Consider the following 24,978-nt stretch of genomic DNA (forward strand, 5'->3'; position numbering starts at 1 on the left):
CTTGCTTTGATATCGTTGGCTAGCTTGTATATACAAGAGTATACAGTGTCGTAATCAGTAGCTTTAAACGTTTTAGTGTTAAGCATGTATAAGCACCCGGCGGGCAGAGTCCTTAGCCGGGTTTACTTCAGGATTCACTTGTCTATACAGGAATAGATTATGGCTTCTTCATCCACTGAGTTTACCCTTTGCCGCCTGCAACCGGGTCAGGTTGACCTGCCAATGCTGCGCAGGATTTATCAGGGCAATGTCCGCCTTGAACTGGCTGAGGAGGCGCGTGCTGGCGTGCTGGCGTCGCAGGAAACGGTCACCCGCATTGTTGAGTCCGGCAAAGTGGTATACGGAATTAACACCGGTTTCGGCAAGCTGGCGCAAACCCGCATTCCGGCTGAGCGTCTGGCGGAACTGCAACGCAATCTGGTGCTTTCGCACAGCGTGGGTATCGGCAAGGATCTGGCGGATAACGTAGTGCGTCTGGTGATGGCGACCAAAGTGCTTAGCCTGTCACGCGGCCATTCCGGTATCCGCATTGAAGTCATAGATGCGCTGATTACGCTGTTTAACGCCGGTGTTTATCCATGCATACCTGAAAAAGGTTCTGTTGGCGCTTCCGGTGATTTAGCACCCCTGGCGCATCTTTCCCTGATGCTGATTGGCGAAGGTCAGGTGACGGCGCAGGGTCAGAAAATGTCAGCCATTGAGGGACTGGCCACCGCCGGACTGAAGCCTTTCGAACTGGGGCCGAAAGAAGGGCTGGCGCTGCTCAACGGCACACAGGTTTCCACTTCGCTGGCGCTGTCCGGTCTGTTCGAAGCCGAGCGTGTCTTCTCTGCCGGGCTGGTGGCTGGTGCGCTGTCTCTTGAGGCTATCAAGGGTTCGGTGAAACCCCTGGATCCGCGCATTCATGAAGCCCGCGGACAGGTCGGGCAAATCGCCGTAGCGGCGGCGCTGACCGAGATCCTCAATGGTAGTGACATTGTCACGTCTCATGCCGATTGCGGACGTGTTCAGGATCCTTATTCCATCCGCTGCGTCCCGCAGGTGATGGGTGCCTGCCTCGATAACCTGCACCATGCCGCGCGCATTCTGCGTATCGAAGCTAATGCAGCTTCCGATAACCCGCTGGTCTTCTCTGAAAACGGCGATGTGATTTCCGGCGGTAACTTCCACGCTGAACCGGTGGCGTTTGCTGCCGATATCATCGCGCTGGCCATCGCCGAAATCGGCGCGATTTCAGAACGCCGTATGGCGCTGCTGCTCGATACCGGCCTTTCCGGTCTGCCACCTTTCCTGGTCAACGACGGCGGGGTGAATTCCGGCTTTATGATTGCGCAGGTGACGGCTGCCGCGCTGGCCTCTGAAAACAAATCGCTGGCACATCCGGGCAGCGTCGATAGCCTGCCAACCTCAGCCAATCAGGAAGATCACGTTTCGATGGCGACCTACGCCGCCCGCCGTCTGGTTGATATGTGTTTTAACACCAGCGTCGTGGTGGGCATCGAAGCGATGGCAGCGGCTCAGGGCATCGACTTTCACCGTCCGCTGCAAAGCTCCTCCGCGCTGGAAAATGAGATGAGAGCCATCCGCGAAAATGTGGCGTTCCTTGAGAAGGACCGCCTGATGGCACCGGACGTGGAAATGATGCGCCTGTGGGCTTCCCGTGAACACTGGCCGGCCGCGATTGAAGCGCTGCTCCCAAGCTTTGCCTGAATCTGATCCTGAATCTGAATTAAAGAGGAAACGACGATGAACGCTCCACAAAAAACGGCTGTAGCCCGTGTTGTCCGTGCTCCGCAGGGCACTGAACTGAGTTGCCAGAACTGGCTGATTGAAGCGGCTTATCGCATGATCCAGAACAACCTCGATCCGGATGTCGCTGAGCGCCCGGAAGATCTGGTGGTCTACGGCGGGATTGGCAAGGCGGCGCGTAACTGGCCTGCCTTCGAAGGTATACTTGAAAGTCTGCGTAAACTGCGCGAAGACGAAACGCTGCTGGTGCAGTCCGGCAAACCGGTGGGTATTTTCCGTACCCACACCGATGCGCCGCGCGTGCTGATCGCCAACTCTAACCTGGTACCGCACTGGGCTAACTGGGATCACTTCCACGAACTCGATAAAGCCGGATTGATGATGTATGGCCAGATGACGGCCGGTTCCTGGATTTACATTGGTGCCCAGGGCATCGTGCAGGGCACTTATGAAACCTTCGCGGAGGCGGGGCGTCAGCACTACGACAGCAATCTGCGAGGCAAATGGATCCTCACTGCCGGTCTGGGTGGTATGGGCGGGGCGCAGCCGCTGGCAGGTGTGCTGGCCGGTGCCTGCGTGCTGGCGATTGAATGTCAGGAGTCGCGCATTGATTTCCGTCTGCGCACCCGTTATCTCGATTACAAAGCGCACAGCATTGATGAAGCGCTGACGATGATCGAAAAAGCCTGCGCTGAGAGGAAAGCGATTTCTGTCGGGCTGCTGGGTAATGCCGCTGAAATAATGCCTCAGCTGGTGGCGCGCGCCAAAGAAGGCGGTCTGCGCCCGGATATTGTCACTGACCAGACATCAGCGCATGATCCGCTGAACGGCTATCTGCCGGAAGGCTGGAGCCTGGAAAAATGGCAGGATGCGCGTCAGTCAGACCCGCAATCGGTAGTGAAAGCCGCGCGTGCTTCGATGGCAAAACATGTTCAGGCCATGCTCGATTTCCATGCGATGGGTATTCCGACCGTGGATTACGGTAACAATATCCGTCAGGTCGCTAAAGATGAAGGTGTGACTAATGCCTTTGATTTTCCGGGCTTTGTTCCAGCCTACATTCGTCCGCTGTTCTGCGAAGGTAAAGGCCCGTTCCGCTGGGTGGCGCTTTCCGGTGATCCGGAAGATATCTATAAAACCGACGCCAAACTGAAAGAACTGTTCCCGGAGAATGCCAATCTCATCAACTGGCTGGACATGGCGCGCGAGCGCATCGCTTTCCAGGGCTTACCGGCGCGTATTTGCTGGCTGGGGCTGGGCGAGCGGCACATTGCCGGTCTGGCATTCAATGAAATGGTACGCACAGGCGAGCTGAAAGCCCCGGTGGTGATTGGCCGTGACCATCTGGATACCGGTTCCGTCGCCTCACCAAACCGTGAAACCGAAGCCATGAAAGACGGCTCGGACGCGGTTTCCGACTGGCCGCTGCTGAACGCTTTGCTTAACACTGCGGGCGGTGCAACCTGGGTCAGCCTGCATCACGGCGGTGGCGTAGGCATGGGGTTCTCGCAACATGCGGGTATGGTCATTGTGGCTGACGGCACTCAAGAAGCGGCTGCCCGTCTTGAACGCGTGCTGTGGAACGACCCGGCTACCGGCGTAATGCGTCATGCGGATGCAGGTTATGAGCAGGCGCAGGAGTGTGCGGCACGCAATCATCTTAATTTACCCATGCGCTGAAAGTCGTGATGTTAAGTGATTAATTCTTAATGGGATTAATCAGTAAAAACCTTACGGGCAGTGGCGCAGGCCGTTGCCCTTGGGTTGCCACCCAAACCGGCCAAAACCTTGGGTTGCCACCCAAACTGGCCTTAAGAGGCGCCTATCGCCGCGCCTCTTAAGAATCTCCGGCTCTTTTACTGCGCGCTGTCGCAGGTATGACGGACATGTTCCGGCGCATTGGTGAGTGGCGAAAATCCAGGTGCTTCGCACTGCCTTGTCTCGGGCTTCGAGCCACAGGTCTCGAAGCCGCTCCGTTCAGCTGGATTTTAATCACGCCATTAAATATTTCAAAAACAGAAAGATTTTGTTTTGAATTTAGGATCGTGCGGGCGGTTCAGAAAGCTTGCTGAGTGAGAGGTTGCAGACCTTAGGCTGCAATCCCGAAATGAAGGCACCGCGCAGCGGCGAGCCCACGACCTGTCCGGTCTGACATCATACGAGCCCCGCCAGCCATCCGCTGAACTCATCTCTGTCTTCCACTGGTTCACTGCCCAGCATCACCGCCATCGCCAGCCCGAGAGCGGAACTGGTTGGGGTATGGCCGCTGAAACCCCCGGCGCGCAGATCGAGGACCAGCGTCGGGCAGCAGAACATAGCGAGGCGGAAAATCCGCTGCCAGTGCGACGGCAGCCACCCACGGCGGACGAGCTGGGCCAGTAACGGCTGCCAGTATTCTTCGCCTTTATCACGCAAAAATGCCGCACGCAGCGGGGTTAATTGCCAGTTGTGATCAACGAAAAGCGTATCGCCACGGCGCATGACCGTCACTTTGTACAGTTCGCCGCAACGCGATGGCTCATACAGCCACAGCGGGTGGGCGAAGATGTTGTGAAAGGTGGCTTTGATCTCTGCCAGCAGTGCGGGAATATTGCGCCCGGCAAATGCGGGATCAAAACTCACCAGCTGCGGAATTTCCTCATGGGTGTCGAACCAGACGTTGGCGTTATGCGCGTCGCCGTGGGCGGTGATCACCCCGTGATCGGCCAGTGCCGCCGGGGCCAGACGAATGCCCGCCTCGGCGAATAATTGCCGCAGACTGTGCTGATACGCCACGCCGTTGATCACCCAGCGCAGATTACTCAGCGTTTGCCATTCCAGTTCCTCGTCTTCCAGCCGGAAGGTTTTATCGACATAAAACCGGGCTACGCGGCCTCCGAAACCGGCGGTGATTTCCGGATTATCCGGTGATATCAGGCGGTGGTGAAACAACTGATGGATGGGTTCAGCGGCAACCGCGCTCACCGTTGCAGCTTTCAGCGTCGGCAGGGTGTGCGTCAGAATATCCCGGTCGGCGCGGCGCTGGGCCTCTTCAATTTCTTCTTCCTGATCCCAGGCCTGTTGTTGTTCGATGTCGCGACAGATATCCGCCATCCGGCGGTCGTGGCGCAGGGTATACATCAGGATCTGACGTCCCGGCTCGCCGCAGGCGTAGACCGGCACGTCTACGCGAAATCCGCTTTCACGCAGCAGTTCGGCGTTGTAGTACTCCTCGATGGTTTTGTCTTCGCCTTCTTCATTGTGATATTTGAAGAACAGGGCGCGGCCATCGTCGAGGGTGACCGTGCCGTTTAGGGAGTTAAGACTGTACTGGTCGCGGTTGATGGTCAGCTGTCCGGCCGGTACGCCGGTCACTTCGCTGATGAGCTGACGTAAGGCGTCAGCCGCCTGCTGCCATTCCCCTGCCTGCACTAACTGCCGCGCCAACGCGGCCAGTGGTTCACTGCCCGTCATGTTGCTCATCGTTATTGACCTTTTTTGTTGAGGATCTCAGTGCGTAATGGCGATACCGCCAGTGCGTGGCCGGGAAATCCTTCGTAGAGGGCAAATGCGTGCGCTTTGTCGGCCAGCGGCTGATAGCCTTCGCGGGTGACATAACCGACCGAGATGCGTTTCATATAATCGAACACCGAAAGCGGCCCGACGGTTTTGGCGGCGCCGTTGGTCGGCAGGACTGCGTTCGGGCCCAGCACGAAGTTGCCGAGGGTGATGGGCGTGTAATTCCCTAACAGAATTTCTCCGGCGTTGCGGATTTTGCCCATCACCGCCATCGGCTCTTCGGCCAGAATTTCCAGATGTTCCGGCGCGTACTGATTAACGAAATCCACGGCGGTGTCAAAGTCGGCGGTCAGAACCACGCCGCCGTGCGTTCCGCACAGAACTGCCTGCGAGAAACCGGCACGTTTTTCACCGATCTGTGTCCAGTAGCCGGGCAACGCGGCGATGGCTTCTTCAGCCACGCGACGGCTGCTGGTGACCAGATAAGCTGAGGAGTCCGGACCATGCTCTGATTCGATGATCAGATCCAGCGCCGCCAGCGCGCCGTCCACGCTGTCATCGGCGAGGATCAGACTTTCGCTCGGTCCCGCCGGAATGCCGGGATCGATAAGATGAGAGAGCTGACGTTTCGCGGCCACCACCCACGGGCTGCCGGGGCCAACGACTTTCAGGCATTTCGGCACGGTTTCAGTGCCAAACGCCACCGCAGCCACGCCCTGTGCGCCGCCGCATTTATACACTTCGGTGATGCCGACCAGACGCGCGGCCACCAGCGTCGCGTCATCCACTTTGCCGTCGGGGCCGGGCGGCGTGATCACAATGGCGCGTTTGACTCCCGCAACCACGGCGGGAATGGTGGTCATCAGCAATACGCTCGGGAAAGAGCCTTTACCGCGCGGCACGTAACAGGCCACGGAGTCGATGGGCACATGGCGGTCACCGGCGTAAGCGCCGGGGCGGATTTCTTTCATCCACATGTCTTCCGGTTTCTGGGCTTCGTGAAACGCACGGACGTTTTCGACCGCAAAGCGGATCGATTCAACCACCTGCTGATCCAGCCGCTCGAACGCGGTGGCGAATTCGGCGTCTTCCGCCATGATGCTCATTTCCGGCGTGGTGACACCGTCGAATTCCTGGGCGAAACGCAGCAGGGCGGCGTCGCCCTCGGTGCGTACCGCTTCAATAATCGGCGCGACGCGTTCGGTGAAAAATGACAAATCGGCTTCGGTACGTTTGAACAGTTCCGGTGGCAGCACGGATGCGTCAGTCAGATCATGAAAAGTCACGGCTTGAAAAGATTCAGACATGGTAAATCTCCGGTTATCAGGCCAGCGCAGCGCGGGTGTGGCCGCTGCGGATTGTATGCAGAACCTGGCGTTGCAGGTCAGTGAATTCAGGGCTGGCGGTCAGTTCCTCGCGGCGCGGACGTGGCAGCGGCACGTCGAAAGTAGCCTGTATCGTGCCGGGGCCCATCACCACAATGCGGTCAGAAAGATAAACCGCTTCTTCGATATCGTGCGTGACAAACATCACGGTCAGCCGGTGCTGTTCCCAGATGCCGGTCAGCAGCTCCTGCATCTGGTGGCGGGTCATGGCGTCGAGTGCGCCGAAAGGTTCGTCCATCAGCAGAATTTTCGGGCGATAGGACAGGGCGCGGGCAATGGCGACGCGCTGTTTCATCCCGCCGGAAAGCTCGGAGGGCCAGGCGTCGGCAAACTGCGTCAGCTGAACCAGTTCGAGATGCTGATCGGCTTTTTCACGACATTCCGCGCGGCTGAAACCGGCGGCTTTCAGCGCAAACTCAATATTCTGACGGGCCGTCAGCCACGGCAACAGGGTGTAAGACTGAAACACCACGCCACGGTCGATGCCCGCGCCGCGAATGGTTTTGCCGCCCACCTGCACATCGCCGCTGTCGTAATCTTCCAGACCGGCAGCAATAGACAGTAATGTGCTTTTCCCACAGCCGGAGGTGCCAACGACGGAAACGAATTCATTATCGGCCAGCGTCAGGCTGATATCGTGCAGCACTTCACGCGTCTGTTTACCCACCTGAAAGCTTTTATGCAGACGGGAGATAGTTAATACCGACATCAGGATCGCCTCTTGTTATAGCGGAACAGGACGCGCTCGAGGGCACGCATGATCTGATCGCTGATTAAGCCCAGAATGCCCAGCAGCAGGATGTAACCGATGATGGTATCGGTCTGGAAAAACCGCTGCGAAACTACAATGCGGTAACCGAGACCGGACGTTGAGGCCACCAGTTCGGCCAGTACCAGCCAGGTCCACGCCCAGCCGAGGCTGATACGTAGGGCGTCCCAGATCCCCGGCATTGCGCCCGGCAAAACGATGCGAAAGAGAATTTTACGATCCGGCATACCCAGTGTGCGACCCAGCCCGACGAAATCCCCCGGTACACGTTTCACGGCATCAATCACCATTAACACCTGCTGGAAGAAGGTGCCTATCCATATAATCAGGAATTTCTGCACGTCATCGGTGCCGGTCCACAAAATGGTCAGCGGCACAAACGCCACCACCGGCATATAACGGATGAAATCAACCAGCGGTTCGGTCAGCGCTTTGAAAAATCCGTAACAGCCCGCCAGCACGCCAATCACAACCGACATCACCGAGGAAATGGCGAAAGCAATACTGATGCGGTACAGGCTGCTTTTAATGTCGCCCCACAAGGTGCCGTCCTGTGCCAGACTGACCATTTTGAGCCAGACATCAGTCAGTTTCGGCAAAAAAATCGGCGCAATAGCGCCGCTGCGGGTCGCCAGTCCCCAGGCCAGAAACAGGATCACGAACAGGGCGACCGCAATGCCGACGAACACTTTGCGCGTCGGCAGGCGGCCAATTACCATCAGATTGAGCGGTTTACGACGCGAACTCATGGCAGGCTGTTCACGAAGCTGGCATCAATGACCTCAGCGGCAGTGACGGGTTTCGGGATAAGCCCGGCAGCGGTGGCGGCTTTCAGCACATGGGCAAACGTCTGGTCAGAGAAAGAGTGGCTGAGCACCTGTTTGTTTTCGGCCAGCGAGTAGTATTTCACGCCGTCAAAAGCGGATTCCAGATCGGCAGGCGTCGCACCCACGGCTTTGGCGATAAGGGCGCGATCGGCGGCGGTATTGGCCTGATAGTGGGTGAGGGCTGCGTCCCAGCTTTTGATCAGCGCCGCGATTTGCCCCGGTTTTTCTTTCAGCACGGAATCACGCACCACCAGCACGTCGCCAATCAGACCGGGATCAGAAGAGCCGCTGTAAAGCATTTTCAGCGTCGGATCCTGTTTTTTGGCGGCAGAAATGTAGGGTTCGTAAGTCACCGCCGCCGTCACACGTTTAGCAATCAGCGCGCTGCCAGCGGAATCAGCAGGCATCGGTACCGGCGTGATATCGTTCCAATTCAGCCCTGCGGCATTAACGGCGCTGTGCAGCAAAATATCGCTGGTGGTGCCTTCTTCAAAGGCCACCTGTTTGCCTTTCAGATCTTTAAGCGTGGTGATGTCTTTGCCGACCAGCAGGGCGTCTGCGGTTTCACTTTGGTCGAGCAGCAAAACGACTTTGATCGGTAAACCGGCAGAAACCATTGCCATGGCCGTATGCGTCGCAATATTCGCGCCGTCTATCTGACCGCTGGCCAGCGCGGCGTTGATATCTTTATCTTCGGCGAAGTTAATGATGTCGACCTTTTCCAGCCCCTGTTGCTTAAAAATGCCCTGACTTTGTGCGACGTGCCACTGACCATAACCGAGCCAGGGTTCGATGCCCATTTTGAAAGTGCCCGCTTCAGGTGCAGCGGCAGAGGCGCTCAGGCTGAAAGTGCCCAATGCGCCGAGACAACAGGCAAGGGCCAGTTTGCTTTTGAAAAAGGCCGTAACGGTCAGAGAAGGTGACATAATTTCCTCGCTTGGTGTGGGAAGAGAAAAAGACGGCTAATAAAAATCCTAATGTGCAACCCTGTATAGACAAGCTGATGAAGCAATTACTACGCCACAGTTGAAATCGCGGAAGGAATTCAGGCAGGGCCTTGATGTTATACATTTTTAGATATTTGATGAGAAGAACGTTAATGAATTTATAATTAAAAGTGATGGCCCGCACCACAATATGACTTTCCCTGCTCTGCAAAGGTGCTGTTGCGGGCAGATTCAGAAAATACGGGTGACCGGAAACAGAAATTTTCGTCTGCGACCATCCGCAAGGGTGAAATGACTTGTCCGGCTTTGTAAGCTGGTGTCAAATCAGGTTATTCGTGTCCGGACGGGCAGACCGTAAAACAAAGGAAATTCCAATGACTGAAGCCCTTCGCGTTGGCCTGGTGGGTTATGGCTTCGCCAGTAAAACCTTTCATTCTCCGCTGATCGACGGTACTCCCGGTCTGGAACTGGCAGTGGTTTCCAGCAGCGATGCCGGTAAAGTTCACGCCGACTGGCCGAACGTCGCGGTCGTGGATTCGCCTGAAAAGCTGTTTGCAGATGCCTCCATCGATCTGGTGGTGATCCCGACACCTAATACCACGCATTTTCCTCTGGCGAAGCTGGCGCTGGAAGCCGGTAAGCATGTGATCGTGGATAAACCTTTTACGGTGACGCTGAGCGAGGCCCGCGAGCTGGATGCGCTGGCGCGTGAGAAGGGCAAAGTGTTGTCGGTGTTCCATAACCGCCGCTGGGATTCTGATTTCCTTACGGCCAAAACGCTGATTGATGAAGGAACGCTGGGCGATATCGTCTATTTCGAATCCCATTACGATCGCTACAAACCGCAGGTGCAGCAGCGCTGGCGCGAAAGCGATGCGCCGGGCAGCGGTATCTGGTTCGATTTAGGGTCGCATCTGCTGGATCAGGCGTTACAGTTATTCGGACTGCCCGAAACATTGCAGGCTGATCTGGCCGTGCTGCGCCCAGGAGGTAAAGCGGTGGATTATTTTAATGCCGTGCTGACATATCCTCGCCGCCGCGTGGTGCTGCACAGTACCGTTTACGCCGTGGCAGAAACCGCCCGTTTTATCGTGCAGGGCGAAAAGGGCAGTTACGTGAAATTCGGGCTGGATCCGCAGGAAGACAGACTGAAAGCGGGCGAACGTCTGCCGCAGGCTGACTGGGGTTATGATATGCGTGACGGTGTGATTACGCTGAGCCACGATGGCGTGCTGGCCGAGAAGTCGCTGCTGACCATTCCGGGTAATTATCCGGCCTATTATGCCGGTGTGCGCGATGCCATTCACGGTCAGGGTGAAAATCCTGTTCCGGCGGTGGATGCCATCCGCGTGATGGAAATGATCGAACTGGGGATGCAATCCTCACAACAACAGGCGACGCTGAAAGTCATTAAGAACTAACAAGTTGTCTGCGTTTATGAAGTGTCGCCGCCGTGACACTTTTCTTTTCTTTTCTTTTGTTATTCACTTTGCAAGGAAGGTTCATGTCCTGGTTACAACGTCTGAAAATCGATAAATTTTTGCTGATCCTGGTTTGTGTGGTGCTGATTGCATCGTTCTTTCCGTGCGAGGGGATCTATAAAACCATCTTCAGCTATCTGACCACCGCTGCCATCGCGTTGCTGTTCTTTATGCACGGCGCGAAGCTGTCGCGTGAAGCGATTATGGCAGGTATCAGCCACTGGCGACTGCATGTGGTGGTCTTTCTCAGCACGTTTGCGCTGTTCCCGCTGCTCGGTCTGGGGATGAAATGGCTGGTGCCGGTCAACATTCTGACGCCTACGCTGTATTACGGTTTTCTGTATCTTTGCGCATTGCCAGCGACCGTGCAGTCGGCGATTGCTTATACGTCTGTGGCGGGTGGGAATATCCCGGCGGCGATTTGCAGCGCGTCGGCTTCAAGTATTCTCGGCGTGTTCCTGTCGCCGGTGCTGGTGGGGCTGCTCATGCATACGCAGGGCGGCACCAACGATACCCTGCACGCGATTGGTTCTATCGTTTTACAGCTGATGGTGCCGTTTATTATCGGGCATTTGTGCCGTCCGCTGATCGGTGCGTGGGTACAGCGTCATAAGAAAATCGTCAATATTACTGACCGTTCTTCGATACTGCTGGTGGTATATGTGGCATTCAGCGCCGCCGTGGTTGAAGGGATCTGGCATCAGATTGACGGATGGTCATTGCTGGCGATCCTGTGTTGCTCAATCGTGTTGCTGACTATTGTGCTGATTATTAATACTTACGTCGCGCGGCTGTTTGGTTTTAATACCAAAGATGAAATCACCATTGTGTTTTGTGGCTCAAAGAAAAGTCTGGCGAACGGTATTCCGATGGCGAATGTGCTGTTCCCGGCGGCAGCCGTTGGCGCGATGGTGTTACCGCTGATGATTTTCCACCAGATCCAGCTGATGGTCTGCGCGGTGCTGGCTTCCCGTTACGCCAAACGTGTGGCGCGTGAAGAAGCTGAAGCAGTGGTGAAGAAAGAAGAAGTCAAAACGGTTTAACAGACTGAATGAAAAAGAAAAGGGCGGGAGATCATCCCCGCCCTTTTTTTATAGCTAATGAAAGCGTTACGCAGACACTTTATCGCGAATGGCCTGCTTTTCAGTTTCGGTCATGAACGCCATCGTCAGGCCGTTCTTCTGTGCCTGGCGGATTTCTTCCTGAGTCAGTCCCGCGGCTGGCGCAGCAACGTTATATTCATTGGCAATTTCGATACCCTGAACCGCCGGATCGTCGGTATTGATAGAAGCCAGCACGCCGTGGCGAAGGAACACGGCCAGCGGGTGATGTTCGAAAGAGCCAACGGTGCTGGTCTGAATGTTGGAGGTCAGGCAGGATTCGATACCAATCTGGTGCTTCGCCAGGAAATCCATCAGTTCCGGATCCTGCGCGGCTTTCACACCGTGGCCGATACGTTCTGCGCCCAGCTCACGAATTGCCTGCCAGATACTTTCCGGACCTGCTGCTTCACCGGCATGTACGGTGATGCGCCAACCCGCGTCTCGTGCACGGTTGAAGTGGCTGAGGAACAAACTGCCAGGGAAACCGAGTTCATCACCCGCCAGATCCAGCGCGGTAATGCCATCGCGGTGCGCCAGTAAGCCTTCCAGTTCCTGCAGGCAGGCGTCTTCACCAAAGGTACGGCTCAGAATACCAATCAGACGTACATCGATATCATGATGTTGTTGACCTTCGCGGATCCCTTCAATCACCGCTTCCACGACACCCGCGACCGGCAGTTTGTGGTTCATCGCCATGTAGTAAGGTGAGAAACGCAGTTCGGTGTAATGCAGACCGGCACGCGCGGCATCCTCGACGTTTTCTTTCGCAATACGGCGGCAGGCATCAAGATCGCCCAGCACTTTTACGCCCCAGTCGAGTTTTTGCAGAAAACTCACCAGATCGGGTTCGGTATGCATCACCTGCACGTGCGGTCGCAGGGCTTCGAGTTCATTGGCAGGCAAGGTCAGATTAAACTGGCGGCCTAAATCGAGAATGGTTTGAGCGCGGATGTTGCCATCAAGGTGGCGGTGAATGTCGGTCAGGGGAAGGCGTGTGTCGATCATGGGGTGCACTCATTATTATTGAAATGTGCGGGGCATTATAACGGGAGAATCACCATGAATGAAATGTTGTTGCGCAACTTAGCACCTCCCCCTGCGAAGGGGAGGGAGCCGTACGGTTATTGCTGTAAGTTTTGTATTGCGCGGATCAAAGCCTGCACTCCCGCTTCTACCTTCGATCTCGGGCACCCGACGTTCAGACGCAGGAAGCCGTTGCCTTCTTCGCCGTAGGTATAACCCGGCATGATCGCGACTTTTTGATGTTCGATCAGCTCAATTTGCAACTGTTTATCGTCAAGATCCAGCGGGCGCAAATCAATCCACGCCAGATAGGTAGACTGAGGCGGTTGCCAGTTCAGTTGCGGGAAGGCGGCGTTTAGCTGGTCTGCGACGTAACGCAGGTTCGCTTGCAGATAATCGCGCAACGCATCAAGCCAGGGTTCGCCGTGGTGATACGCTGCCACATGGGCGTGAACGGCCAGCACCGCCGGAGACGATAAGCCGTCGCAGGCTTTCAGCTGATGCAGGTAAGCTTCACGCTGCGCCTTATGGCTGATCAGCCCGTAAGCGCCGGTCAGCGCAGGAATGTTGAAACTCTTCGAACCGGACGTCAGTAACGCCCATTCGCCACGCGCCACTTCATTCCACGGCGTGTGCTGATTTTCGCCCCAGACCATATCCATGTGGATTTCGTCACTGATTACGCGCACGTGGTGGCGTTCACACAGCTCAGCAATCAGCGTCAGTTCTTCGCGCGTCCAGACCTTACCGGTTGGATTGTGCGGACTGCAAAGCAGGAGTAATGAGCAGGCCGGTTGCGCCAGCAGGCTTTCCAGATGCTCAGCGTCCAGCGACCAGTCGTTGCCACTTTTGATAAGCGGACAGGCCAGCATCTGGCGCTGATTGCCGTCCACCACTTTAAAGAAGGCGTCGTAGGCAGGTGTGAATGTCACCACGCCGTCACCCGGCTGGCTCCACTGGCGGATCAGTTGCGCAACCATGTAAATCACCGACGGGCCATACACCACCATATCAGTATCAATCTGGCTGTTAAAACGTTGCTGATACCAGTGCGCAACCGCGCCGAGGAAATCGTCGTGATGCCAGCGGCTGTAACCCAGCACACCGTGTTGCAGACGCTTTTGCAGTTCACTGAGAATGCAGGGCGCAGCGGGGAAATCCATGTCGGAGATGGTGAAGGGCAGTAAGTCGGCGCTGCCAAAACGGTCTGCGACATAATCCCACTGGGTACACCAGGTACCGTGGCGGTCGGTGACGGTGTCGAAATCAAAAGAAGCTGAGGACATACATTTCACTCCCTGAATAAAGCAGAAAAGGGCGACATAAGTCGCCCTGTTAATCAGAATGTTACGCGATGACCGGTTCCGGTGCGCTGTTACTGGCCGCGGTGCGGATCAGGTAATCCAGCTCATCTTTAACCGACTGCACTTGCGGGCCGATAACCACTTGCAGGTTATGCTCGTTAAGGTGCACGACACCAATCGCACGGTTCGCTTTCAGCGTAGCATCGTCAACCAGTGACATATCGGCAACCGATAGACGCAGGCGGGTGATGCAGTTATCCAGTGACACGATGTTACCGGCACCGCCCAGTGCGCTCAGAATAACCGGCACGTTGTAGCCCGATTTGCTGGAAGACGGTACGGCGGCTGCGGCAGGCATATTCTCAGATTCACGACCCGGCGTTTTAATATTAAAGCGCATGATGGAGAAGCGGAAGATAACGTAGTAAGCCGCGAACCAGATAGCGGCCACAACCGGCACCAGATACCACTTGGTCGCTGTACCGTGCAGAATACCGAAGACCACGAAATCGATGATGTTACCGTCAGTATTCCCGATAGTCACACCCAGAACCGACATGATCGTGAAGCCCAGGCCGGTCAGCAGTGCGTGGATAACATACAGAACCGGTGCCACGAACAGGAACAGGAATTCGATCGGTTCAGTCGTACCGCCAACCACACAAGCCACGACGCCGGAGATCAGCAGGCCTTTAATTTTATGACGGTTTTCAGGTTTCGCACAGTGGTACATCGCCAGTGCTGCGCCCGGCAGACCGCCAAGGAAAGCAGGCATTTTGCCCTGAGAAAGGAACTGCGTCGCACTTTCAGAGAAACCGTGAGTCGTCGGGCAGGAAAGCTGCGCCTGGAAGATAGTCAGTGCGCCGCTCACTTCGCGACCGCAGACATCCAGCGTGCCGCCTGCTTCGGTGAAGCGGATCAGGGCAACCAGAATGTGATGCAGACCGAAAGGTAACAGCAGACGTTCGCCCGAACCGAAGATCATCGGACCAAACACCCCCGCGTCCTGAATCAGACGACCAAGGCCGTTAATCCCTGCGGCGAAGAAAGGCCAGATCAATGGAATAATCAAACCTACCAGACCCAGTACTACGGTTGTCACGATAGGAACGAAACGGGTCCCGCCGAAGAACGCCAGCGCATCCGGCAGACGGATGGTGTTGTAACGTTCATGCAGGATATACACGATAATACCGACGATAACCGCGCCCAGAATACCGGTGTCGATAGACTGGATACCAAGCACCATCTGGATGTTGTTGGCTTTCAGAATGGCCGGATCCACAGTCGGCAGCGTGCCGTTGGCGGTCAGGAAGAAGTTGATTGCCAGGTTCAGCACCGCGAAACCGACGAAGCCGGAGAACGCTGCCACACCTTTATTTTCACGCGCCATGCCCAGCGGGATAGCGATAGCAAACATCACCGGCAGGAAGCTGAACGCGAACGAACCGACTTTGCTCATCCAGACGAAAATCAGCTGAAGAACCGGATTACCTAAGACAGGCAACAACGTAACAACGTCGTGACTGCTTAACGAACTCCCGATGCCCAGCATGATGCCGCAGAACGACAGCAAGGCGACCGGCAACATGAATGTTTTCCCTAGGCTTTGGAAAAATTCCCAAAGTGTGACTTTCTGTTTTTTATTGGCAGGCATACCCGCTCCATGAGTTGTTTTATTAAGCTGTGTGTTGACGGCGGGTAAGATAAAACGTTTTACCTAAATAATACGTGTTGCACCTCACAATATTCGATCATGCCTGCATTGCAATGGTGAAACGAAGGTGAAACGTTTTACTCATTAAATCAAATTAGGTATAACTGTCTGACCACGCTAATTTTTCCTGCGAGTGAATTCAGGGGAATAAAGCGGACGGGAAAGGATCCCTCTTCCTGGAGTTTGATATGAACGACAACGTCTGATGAATCATAAAAAAATAACCATTATCGATGTGGCGCAACACGCCGGTGTTTCGGTCACTACCGTTTCGCTGGTGCTCAGCGGCAAAGGGCGCATCTCTCAGACCACGGCAGAGCGGGTTAACCGCGCCGTGGATGAACTGGGTTTTGTGCGTAACCGTCAGGCCAGTACGCTGCGCGGCGGTGAGTCCGGTGTCGTCGGGCTGATTGTGCGCGATATCTGTGAGCCGTTTTATGCCGAAATGACCGCCGGTCTGAGCGAAATGTTTGAAGCTCAGGGCAAGGTGCTGTTCCTGCTGCAAAGCGGTTCAACCGGTAAAGGGCTGATGCGCTGCTTCGAAACCTTACTCACGCACGGCGTGGACGGCATTGTGATTGCCGGTGGGGTTAATTCGGTCGCGGGTCTGAAAGAAAGAGCCGAAGAGCAGGGCGTGCCGCTGGTGTGTGCCGCGCGCTCCGGCGGTATTGAAGGTATCGATGTTGTGCGTCCTGATAATATGCTGGCCGCAAAAATGGCCACAGAATATCTGATCAAACACGGCCATAAACAAATTGCCTATCTTGGCGGCGAGAGCCATTCCTTAACCCGCGCAGAGCGGCTCGGGGGCTTTTGCGCCACGTTATTACAATACGGCCTGCCATTTCGCAGTGAATGGATTATCGAGTGTGATTATCAGCAAAAAAGCGCTGCCGATGCGGCGGAAACCTTGCTGTCCCATTATCCGAAAATCAGTGCGATTGTTTGTCATAAAGCTTCTGTCGCGCTGGGGGCTTACTTTGGCGTGTTGCGCACCGGTGCTGAAGTCGGCGGCGGCGCAGTAGACAGTTTTTATCAACAGAAAATCGCCCTGATCGGTATGGAAGATGCTCCGGAATCGGAACTGACCGAACCGCCGCTGACGTCGATTGCTAACTCAGCGCGCGAAATTGGCTATGCCACTGCGAGACGGCTGCTGTTAAGGATTGGCGGGCAGAATCTGGAAGCACAAAACATTATTGTGTCGCCATCACTGGTGGAAAGGGCGTCGGCGTAAAAGGGAGGCGGTCATGCCTCCTCCCTTTTAGCTGGAAGCGGATCGTACAGGTTTATTTCTCAACCCTTACTGCTTACGTACGTACTTTGCATTAAGAATAATATCTTTGCCTTTCTTCTGCGTCTGACCGCTCAGACTCACCAGATCGGCCGGAGTAATTTCCTGTCCGTCCCAGGCAGTTGCCGGAATATGCGTTTCCATGGTGCCTGTTTTATCGCGGAACGTATAAGAATCCTCACCGTTCTTTTTGATAATATAACCCTGAACGGTCACCCAGTTGACTGACTGAGTATGTTTTATCTTCGCAACATTGTTCTCATGTGTATCTTCTGTGCCGTGCTGACCGCTGTCCTGTTTATGTTGTGGCGGCGCGGACTCATCATTTTTGAATCCGCCGCCGGTCGCTGCCATGGCCTGAGTATTAATGGCGAAAGCGGTAAGTAAAATAATAACCCATGATTTCATTGCGGTATCCTCTGCATTATTTCCCGTAATAAAAAGCATGGCAGAAAAAAAACGTTTTTGTAGAAGACAGACAGGTTCCAGATTATTCCAGAAATCCGCTCCTTCTTTTAAATTCCGCTGCTGATATGCATCGGGAGATCCAGCCCTTCAGCAATCGCTGAGGCAAATGCATCAATTGCCGGGATCTGACTGGCCGGCACATACGGATAGATAAGCCACAGCTGGCTGCGCGGCGCGAAATCTTTCAGGTCATACAGTTCCAGCTGATCGCGCAGCGCGTGGTGTTCAACCAGGGCGCGGGGCATCAGTCCCAGACCACGGCCTTCGGCGATCAGCGATAACTGCAATGTCGTCCCAAACGCTTCGAGATTAATCAGCAACGGCAATCCCTGTTCTGTCAGCGCCCGTTGTAACGCGGCGCGAAAACCACACCCTTGCGGATTCAGGATCCATCCGCGCTGATAACAATCTTCCAGTCTCTGCGGCAACGCCTGCGGATCCTTTGGCCCCACGACCACCAGATCTACCGCGCCGAGCGGTTGATTTTCTACGCCGTCCGGAAACTGTTTACTCAGCGGGAACAGCACGACAGCGGCCTCAAGTTCCTGACTTTGCACGCGTAATAACAGCTCCTCACCCCAGCCGCTGGATAAACGTGGCTGAATCTCCGGAAACTGCGACGACAGTTTTTTCAGCGCGGGCAGCAGACTGCTTTCGCTCAGGCTTTGTGGCACGGCAAGGCGTAACAGGCCGGACGGCGGGCTGTCGGCGGCAACCAGGTCCGTCAGGGCATCCACTTCGCGCAGAATATGACGACATTGCTGATAAACCCGGTTGCCCATCAGCGTAGGTTTCAGCGGTTTGGTCTGGCGGTTGAGAAGCGCAATGCCCAGTGATTCTTCGAAATTCTGTACGCGGCGGGTAATCGCCGGTTGCGTCAGACCCAGCTCATCGGCCGCGAGCCGGGTGGATTGCAGGCGTATTACTGCCACAAAGGCAGTCAGGTCTTCAATTTTCATCGGCACTCTTTATGGGCATTCTTTATGGGGATTTTCATCGACACGCATTTGCATGTGGTGTCAGGAAATCTTCATTGATCAGTCAGGCAGGATAAAACAATTTTAATCGGGAAGCTGGATCCTGATGCACATTTTTATGTGTGATTTGCATATTAGCTTATCCATAAAATGAATTTTGGTTGTGTTTCGCCGGTGCTAGCCTGTGGTGATAACGGTGCTTATGACACGCTGATGAGACAAACAGAAGAGGAAAGCGATGACAACATTACAGGTAGCGCCGCTGCGGCATTTCCTGGCGGATTTCACGCGACTGGTGCAGGAACCGCACGGGCAGACAGAAACTCTGGCGCAGGGAAGTCGTCTGCTGGCTGAACTCATCCGTCATGACAGCTGGCTGCCGGACGAGTTTGCTCAACCGCATCCGGAACATTATCAGCAATATCTGTTGTATGCGGATCCGCTTTCGCGATTTTCCGTCGTCAGCTTCGTCTGGGGGCCGGGGCAAAAAACGCCCGTTCATGACCACCGTGTCTGGGGATTGATTGGCATGCTGCGTGGCGCAGAAGTCAGTCAGAACTTTGCGCGCCATCCAGACGGCACACTGCAACCGGAAGGCAAACCCGTCACCCTGCTACCGGGAGACGTCGAGAAAATCGCACCGGATGTGCTGGATATCCATCAGGTGAGCAATGTTTACAGCGACCGTGTGTCGGTCAGTATTCACGTTTACGGCGATAATATCGGTGCGGTCGCGCGGGCGGTGTATTTGCCGGACGGCACTGAGAAAACCTTTGTTTCCGGCTATTCCGCTTCTTATCTTCCCAATATCTGGGACCTGTCCAAAGAGAAAACTCATGACTGATTTGCATTCGTGGCCATTGCGCCATTTTTCCGAGTTGCATGATGCCCTGCGCGCAGGGCAGGAAGTGGCACTGATTGATGTGCGTGAGGAAGCCGCATTTGCCACCGGACATCCGCTGTTTGCCGCCAATCTTTCCCTGTCGAAGCTGGAACTGGAAGTGCTGGATCGTATTCCTGAACGCCGCACGGCCATTACTTTGTACGATAACGGCGAGTTTTACGATGAGGCTCGCGGTGAGCGTAAAGCGGTGCGAGCCGCAGAATTCCTGAAATCACTGGGTTATCAGAATATCGCTTTGCTGGCAGGTGATCTTGCTGGCTGGCGCGAAGCAGGCGGCGAAATCTTTATTGATGTGAACGCGCCGGGTAAAGCCTTTGGTGAATGGGTGGAACATCATTACCACACGCCGTCACTGAGTGCTGAACAGGTGCTGACGCTGCAACAGCAGGGCGCAAACATCGCCGTACTGGATGTTCGTCGCTTTGACGAGTTCCAGGCCATGAGCATTCCGGGCGGAGTCAGCGTTCCTGGCGGCGAACTGGCGCTGCGTATTCGCGATGTGGTGCCGGATGAGAAAACGCATATTGTCATCAACTGCGCCGGACGCACACGCAGCATTATCGGCACGCAGTCGCTGATTAATGCCGGTGTGACTCAGCCGGTGACAGCCTTACGTAACGGAACCATTGGCTGGACGCTGGCGGGTCAGACTCTGGCGCATAATCAGCTGGAGCATTTCCCGGAACTGAGCGAAAGCGCCAGAGGATTTGCCCTGAAAGGTGCGCAGGCACTGGCAATTCGGGCAGGCGTTCGCTCAGTGACGTTGTCACAGATTCACGACTGGCAGAGCGATGATTCACGCACGCTGTATCTGTTTGATGTGCGCACTGCCGACGAATTCCGTGCCGGGCATCTGGCCGGATCACGCCATGTTCCGGGCGGTCAGCTGGTTCAGGAAACCGATCACACTGCGACAGTGCGCGGTGCCCGCATTGTGCTGGTGGATAATGACGGTGTACGTGCGCGGATGGCGGCCTCGTGGCTTGCGCAAATGAACTGGGAAGTGTACGTCGCCGATGTGCAGTCAGAAAATCTGACTGAGCGGGGCGACTGGCAGGCGCAGGTGGCTCCTGCACCGGCGGTAGAATCCATTAAACCTGAACAGCTGCTGAACTGGCTGAGCGACGAAAATACCGGTGTTCTTGACCTCACCACCAGCGCAAACTTTTTCAACCGGCGTATTCCCGGCGCTATCTGGACGACACGCGCTAACATCCCGCAGATTATCGCCGCAGCGCCTGATAAACAGCGCTGGGTGATCACCTGTACCAGCGGGTTATTGGCACGTTACGCTGTCACAGAAGTGGCTGCGTTGTCGGGTAAAGAGGTTTATTTGCTGGAGAAGGGAACGGTGGGCTGGATTGCGGCCGGTTTACCTCTCGAGCGCGGTGAATCGGCGTATCTCGACAATGCGCAGGATCGCTATCAGCGTCCGTATGAAGGGACCCATGTCAGCCCGCAGGTCATGCAGGATTATCTCGACTGGGAATATGGTTTAGTGGCGCAGCTGGAGAAGGACGGGACACACGGTTTTAAGTTGTTAGCGGGTTAGGGTGAACGTTGTGGCCTCTGCGTGAGGAACGCAGAGGCTCTGTTAATGCTTAACGACGGCCACGCGGATGGGTGCGGGCTGTCCAGTCGTAGGTGGCAGAGGTACTTGGAACCGCTTTATTACGACGCTTTTCAGCACGGGCTTTAGCAGCCACTTTTTCTTTTTCTTCCATCAGTGTGTCGATGTAATCATCTTTAATTCGGTTATTTTCCGAATTCGTCAGTTCACGGCCCTGGGCTTTGCGGGCTTTATCCAGCAGAGTTTTCAGCTCACGCTGCTCGCTTTCCGTCATATCTTGTTGAGTCAGTCTTTTCATGGTTACTGCATCCTGTGAGGAAAGTGGCTACCAGTGTAGTCGAATTACGCTCCGGCGTCGCTGCGGGCGCTGACTTTATCTCTGAGGATGTTCTGTTGCCGTGTCGTCGTCGTCCCGCGCCTGTGCATTGCGACATTAATCGATAATCATTATCATTTCAGCCTTTATCATTGATCGACTTATTGTTGATCCCGTCGTTATCGATTCAGGGGTGTTATGCGTAAATTCAGTACTTCACTGTGGTTTTCCTGCCTGTTATTCGTGGGGCAAGGCATTGCTGGCCTGGCGCAGGCCAGAATGGTTACGGATATTACTCACAGGACGGTGGAAGTGCCGGATAATCCGCAGCGTATCGTATTGGGTGAGAGCCGGATGCTTTACACGCTGGCACTGGTTCAGGACGGCAATCCGGCGCAACACGTGGTGGGGTGGCCGGGAGATATGGCACAACTCGACGCGCAAAGCTGGGCGCTGTATGTGAAAGCCTTTCCGCAAATCGCCGACATTCCGCTGCTCGGCCAGAACAATTTCACGCAGATCAATGCTGAGAAGGTGATTGCGCTCAAGCCCGATCTGGTGATCCTGCCGGTGTATGCTAAAAAACAAGCCGACCGTGACCAGATGGAAATCGCCCTGACCAATGCGGGGATCCCGGTGATCTACGTCGATCTGCGGGTTGATCAACTGCATAACACGATCCCCGGCGTGAAGTTACTGGGCGATGTGCTGAATAATCCGCAAAAGGCGGCGCGGTTTATTGCATTTTATCAGCAACATATGGACCGGATCCGCGAGCGCATTGCCGCTTATCAGGGGAAGCGGACGACTATCATGTTGCAGTTGCATCTGGGCAGGCGTGAAGGCTGTTGTACGACCGTTTCTCACGGCAATCTGGCTGATTTGCTGGCGTTCGCTGGCGGAGACAACATTGCCAAAGGCGCATTTGCCGGTGTTTACGGCGACCTGAATGCTGAGAAAGTAATTATGGCGGATCCGGATGTGTATATCACCACCGGCATGGCGGGCCCGGAAGGTAAAAGGGTGTCTAATCTGATGCTGGGACCGCAGGTGACGCAGCAGCAGGCAGAGCAGAGTTTCCGTGAAGTTATGGATAAGCAGCCGGTGTTATCCACGCTGAAAGCAGTGCGGGAAGGGCGTGCTTACAGCGTCTGGCATAACTTCTACCTGAGCCCCTATCATATGGTGGATGTGGAAGTGTTTGCGAAAACGATGTATCCGCAGTTATTCGCTGATGTGGATCCACAACAAACGATGAAAGATCTTTATGCTCAGTTCCTGCCGATCCCTTTCAGCGGCACTTACTGGGCCACGCTGCCAGCGAAATAAATCCATTCAAAACCCTTTAAAAATAACCGGCACAACGCGGTGCCGGTCTTCTTTAAAATCAAAACTCTTTAAAATCAAAAGTCTTAGAAATCTACCGCTGCCGACAGCACCACATTGCGCGTCTCGCCTTCAATCACCCGTAAGTTGCCTGCGCTGGAAGAGTAATACTCTTTGTCGAACAGGTTGTTCACGTTCAGTTTGATCTGAGTATGTTTGCCCAGCAGCTGATTATCCCAGGCGACAAAAGCATCAGCTACGGTGTAATCAGGCATGGTAAAGCTGTTCTCCGGATCGCCCGCACGGCTGCCAACATAACGCGCACCGCCACCCACACGGAAATTTCCCGGTAAAATCTGCCAGCGCATCGTATGGCTCAGATACAGGCTGCCCATATTGGTCGGCGCATTCACCAGACGATTACCAACGTTGGATTTGTTGACGTTATCTTCGGTGATTTCGGTTTTATCGTAGCTGTAGTTAGCCGTGATATTCCAGTCCTGAACAATTTCTCCGTTCAGTTCCAGTTCCGCGCCGGTAGACCGCGCTTTCGGAATATTGCGGGTCACGCCATTGATATAGACCGACATATCTTCTTCATCAATACGATATACCGCAAGCGTAGCGTCCAGACGCGGCGAAATCTGCCATTTAGTACCCACTTCATAGGTGGTGCCCAGCTCAGGCTTTGCCACATTGCCGTCGTCGTCAGTATCCGTGGAAGGGGTGAACGATTTACTGTAGTTGGCGTAAAACGACAGATCATCGGTCATTTTGTAAACCACACCGATCTGCGGCAGGAACTTATTATCGGTATCGTCCAGGCTCTGCGTTGGCGTAATGAAACCCGACGTCTGCTTCTGGTTGTAGTGCTGGTAACGACCACCGACCACGCCGATCCATTTATCCGTCAGATGGATACTGTCTTTGAGATAAACCGATTTGTTGTAGAGCGTGTTGCGCAGATTACTGTTGCTGTCTGAATAGGTACTGCTGTTGGTGATGGGTTCAACGCCATACACCGGATCGTACATATTGAAAGTGCTGAAGGTTTTTCCGCGATAGGAATATTGCTTATAGGTTTCGTTTTTCTCGTAATCGACGCCAATCAGCAGATCATTCATCATGCCGAAAATGTTCTGATTACCGATCCAGTCCCATGACGTATAGCTGTTCTGATGGTTAAACCCGCGGTTGGCATCGGCCCGGCGGGTAACGGCACCGGTTTCGGTATTCACGGCGGTGGCGCGGACCTCATTGCTGTCGTAACGGCGTTGCTGCCAGGCGTAAGTCAGACGGGTTTTCCAGTCATCGCTGACCTGATATTCCCACGTAGAATTAAGCCGTTTGGTTTTGCCCCAGGCATGGTTAGCCAGTTCATCCAGACGGCGGTTATAGGGAATATCCACCGGTTTGCCGTTAATGAACGCCGTGCCGCGGTCATAGGGTATGTCGTACTTATATTCCTGATAGCTGACATTGAAACTGGCTTTATCGCCATACCAGCTCAGAGATGGCGCAAGAAGGGTATGTGAATCACTGCCGAAATTACGCCAGTAATCTTCGTACTGACGCTCTGCAATCATACGAAACGCGAAACCGTTACCGAGCGGGCCGGTGACATCCAGAGTTCCCGCGCCGCCACCAAATCCACCCGTACGACCGCTGACACGGGTATTCCATTCATACTGCGGTTTTTTGCTGATCATGTTGATCACGCCGCCCGGATTTTGGATCCCATACAGCAGGGAAGCCGATCCTTTCAGCACTTCAATATGATCAATGGTCGAATCAAAGCCCAGTCCCTGATTACTGCGCACGCCGTCAATCAGGATCGAGCCGTCACTGTTCGCACCAAATCCGCGTTTAACAAAACCGTCTTCCGTGCCGCCCAGCGTATTGCCCTGAGTGACACCACTGACAAACTTCATCGCGTCATCCAGCGAAGTGACGTCGTAATCCTGGATCATAGATTGCGTGACCACGCTGACCGATTGCGGTGTTTCATTCAGCGGTGTATCGCTTTTACTGGCGGTTGAGCTTTGTGTCGCGCTGTAATCAGTCGTATCCAGGCTGTCTTTCTGCCCGTTAACAATAATGGATTCTTCAGACGCTGGCGTGGCAGCCAGAAGGGGCGTGCAGTGGAAGATAGCGAGTGCGAGTACGGATTTTTTCAATCCGCTGACAGTCCTGCGTGGGGCTGTAGGTGATGACATGTGAACATTTCCCTGAAAAAAAAGCAACAAATGCAAATGATAACGGTTTGCATTTTAATTCGCGTTTTTACAAAGGGAAGTAAAATCCGATGTTTTATTACTTA

The 24,978-nt window shown here is 54.7% G+C and carries 20 protein-coding genes; 8 read left to right on the forward strand and 12 right to left on the reverse strand.

The features are described 5' to 3' along the window. Positions 1-159 precede the first annotated feature (159 nt). Positions 160-1,710 (forward strand): histidine ammonia-lyase, encoded by a 1,551-nt coding sequence (hutH, locus tag D5398_RS10395; protein WP_120507555.1) that lies wholly within the window; start codon positions 160-162, stop codon positions 1,708-1,710. A gap of 36 nt (positions 1,711-1,746) precedes the next feature. Next, the gene (gene hutU / locus D5398_RS10400) at positions 1,747-3,429 is read left to right on the forward strand and encodes a urocanate hydratase (RefSeq protein WP_120507556.1); all 1,683 of its coding nucleotides are present in this window, start codon (positions 1,747-1,749) and stop codon (positions 3,427-3,429) included. Positions 3,430-3,903: 474 nt separating this feature from the next. Here hutU and D5398_RS10405 read toward each other — a convergent pair whose 3' ends face one another. From D5398_RS10405 to D5398_RS10425, 5 genes are read right to left on the reverse strand one after another with little or no spacing between them, the layout of a single operon-like run. Beyond that, entirely contained in the window at positions 3,904-5,211 is a 1,308-nt protein-coding gene (locus tag D5398_RS10405; RefSeq protein ID WP_120507557.1) for a hypothetical protein, read from the reverse strand. A gap of 2 nt (positions 5,212-5,213) precedes the next feature. Further along, the gene (gene hisD, locus D5398_RS10410; protein ID WP_120507558.1) at positions 5,214-6,554 is read right to left on the reverse strand and encodes a histidinol dehydrogenase; all 1,341 of its coding nucleotides are present in this window, start codon (positions 6,552-6,554) and stop codon (positions 5,214-5,216) included. A gap of 16 nt (positions 6,555-6,570) precedes the next feature. After that, positions 6,571-7,341 (reverse strand): ABC transporter ATP-binding protein, encoded by a 771-nt coding sequence (locus D5398_RS10415; RefSeq protein WP_120507559.1) that lies wholly within the window; start codon positions 7,339-7,341, stop codon positions 6,571-6,573. After that, a complete protein-coding gene (locus tag D5398_RS10420) occupies positions 7,341-8,150 on the reverse strand; it encodes an ABC transporter permease (RefSeq protein WP_120507560.1) in 810 nt (269 codons plus the stop codon). The genes D5398_RS10415 and D5398_RS10420 overlap by 1 nt, the downstream gene beginning before the upstream one ends. Next, on the reverse strand, positions 8,147-9,154 hold the full coding sequence (locus tag D5398_RS10425; RefSeq protein WP_120507561.1) for an ABC transporter substrate-binding protein: 1,008 nt from the start codon (positions 9,152-9,154) through the stop codon (positions 8,147-8,149). The genes D5398_RS10420 and D5398_RS10425 overlap by 4 nt, the downstream gene beginning before the upstream one ends. 395 nt (positions 9,155-9,549) lie before the next feature. Here D5398_RS10425 and D5398_RS10430 point away from each other — a divergent pair, with 395 nt between their 5' ends. Continuing rightward, entirely contained in the window at positions 9,550-10,596 is a 1,047-nt protein-coding gene (locus tag D5398_RS10430) for an oxidoreductase (RefSeq protein ID WP_120507562.1), read from the forward strand. An 83-nt stretch (positions 10,597-10,679) separates the two neighbouring features. Continuing rightward, positions 10,680-11,699 (forward strand): bile acid:sodium symporter family protein, encoded by a 1,020-nt coding sequence (locus D5398_RS10435; protein WP_120507563.1) that lies wholly within the window; start codon positions 10,680-10,682, stop codon positions 11,697-11,699. A 66-nt stretch (positions 11,700-11,765) separates the two neighbouring features. Here D5398_RS10435 and add read toward each other — a convergent pair whose 3' ends face one another. From add to malX, 3 genes are all read right to left on the reverse strand, one after another. Further along, positions 11,766-12,764, reverse strand: a complete 999-nt coding sequence (gene add, locus D5398_RS10440; RefSeq protein ID WP_120507564.1) for an adenosine deaminase — start codon at positions 12,762-12,764, stop codon at positions 11,766-11,768. A 116-nt stretch (positions 12,765-12,880) separates the two neighbouring features. Next, positions 12,881-14,068, reverse strand: coding sequence for a MalY/PatB family protein (locus tag D5398_RS10445; RefSeq protein ID WP_120507565.1), 1,188 nt, complete (start codon positions 14,066-14,068; stop codon positions 12,881-12,883). Positions 14,069-14,129: 61 nt separating this feature from the next. Next, positions 14,130-15,743 carry a maltose/glucose-specific PTS transporter subunit IIBC gene (malX, locus tag D5398_RS10450; protein WP_120507566.1) on the reverse strand — a complete coding sequence of 538 codons (1,614 nt, stop codon included), beginning with the start codon at positions 15,741-15,743 and terminating at the stop codon, positions 14,130-14,132. Between the two features lie 265 nt (positions 15,744-16,008). Here malX and malI point away from each other — a divergent pair, with 265 nt between their 5' ends. Beyond that, on the forward strand, positions 16,009-17,040 hold the full coding sequence (malI, locus tag D5398_RS10455; RefSeq protein WP_120507567.1) for a Mal regulon transcriptional regulator MalI: 1,032 nt from the start codon (positions 16,009-16,011) through the stop codon (positions 17,038-17,040). Positions 17,041-17,106: 66 nt separating this feature from the next. On the opposite strand, the gene D5398_RS10460 is transcribed toward malI, so the two are convergent. Continuing rightward, complete coding sequence (locus D5398_RS10460; RefSeq protein ID WP_162940750.1) at positions 17,107-17,505, reverse strand: NirD/YgiW/YdeI family stress tolerance protein; 399 nt, start codon at positions 17,503-17,505, stop codon at positions 17,107-17,109. 107 nt (positions 17,506-17,612) lie between these two features. Further along, positions 17,613-18,524, reverse strand: a complete 912-nt coding sequence (locus D5398_RS10465) for a LysR family transcriptional regulator (protein WP_120507569.1) — start codon at positions 18,522-18,524, stop codon at positions 17,613-17,615. A gap of 256 nt (positions 18,525-18,780) precedes the next feature. On the opposite strand from D5398_RS10465, the gene D5398_RS10470 reads away from it, so the two are divergent. Further along, complete coding sequence (locus tag D5398_RS10470) at positions 18,781-19,386, forward strand: cysteine dioxygenase family protein (RefSeq protein ID WP_120507570.1); 606 nt, start codon at positions 18,781-18,783, stop codon at positions 19,384-19,386. Then, positions 19,379-20,998, forward strand: coding sequence for a rhodanese-like domain-containing protein (locus tag D5398_RS10475; protein ID WP_120507571.1), 1,620 nt, complete (start codon positions 19,379-19,381; stop codon positions 20,996-20,998). The genes D5398_RS10470 and D5398_RS10475 overlap by 8 nt, the downstream gene beginning before the upstream one ends. Before the next feature lie 49 nt (positions 20,999-21,047). Here D5398_RS10475 and D5398_RS10480 read toward each other — a convergent pair whose 3' ends face one another. Beyond that, complete coding sequence (locus D5398_RS10480) at positions 21,048-21,314, reverse strand: YjbD family protein (protein WP_120507572.1); 267 nt, start codon at positions 21,312-21,314, stop codon at positions 21,048-21,050. A gap of 216 nt (positions 21,315-21,530) precedes the next feature. On the opposite strand from D5398_RS10480, the gene D5398_RS10485 reads away from it, so the two are divergent. Then, complete coding sequence (locus D5398_RS10485) at positions 21,531-22,661, forward strand: ABC transporter substrate-binding protein (protein ID WP_415838458.1); 1,131 nt, start codon at positions 21,531-21,533, stop codon at positions 22,659-22,661. Between the two features lie 83 nt (positions 22,662-22,744). On the opposite strand, the gene D5398_RS10490 is transcribed toward D5398_RS10485, so the two are convergent. Further along, entirely contained in the window at positions 22,745-24,874 is a 2,130-nt protein-coding gene (locus D5398_RS10490) for a TonB-dependent siderophore receptor (RefSeq protein ID WP_120507573.1), read from the reverse strand. Between the last annotated feature and the right edge of the window lie 104 nt (positions 24,875-24,978).

Source organism: Rahnella bruchi, assembly GCF_003614975.1.
Lineage (GTDB): Bacteria > Pseudomonadota > Gammaproteobacteria > Enterobacterales > Enterobacteriaceae > Rahnella > Rahnella bruchi.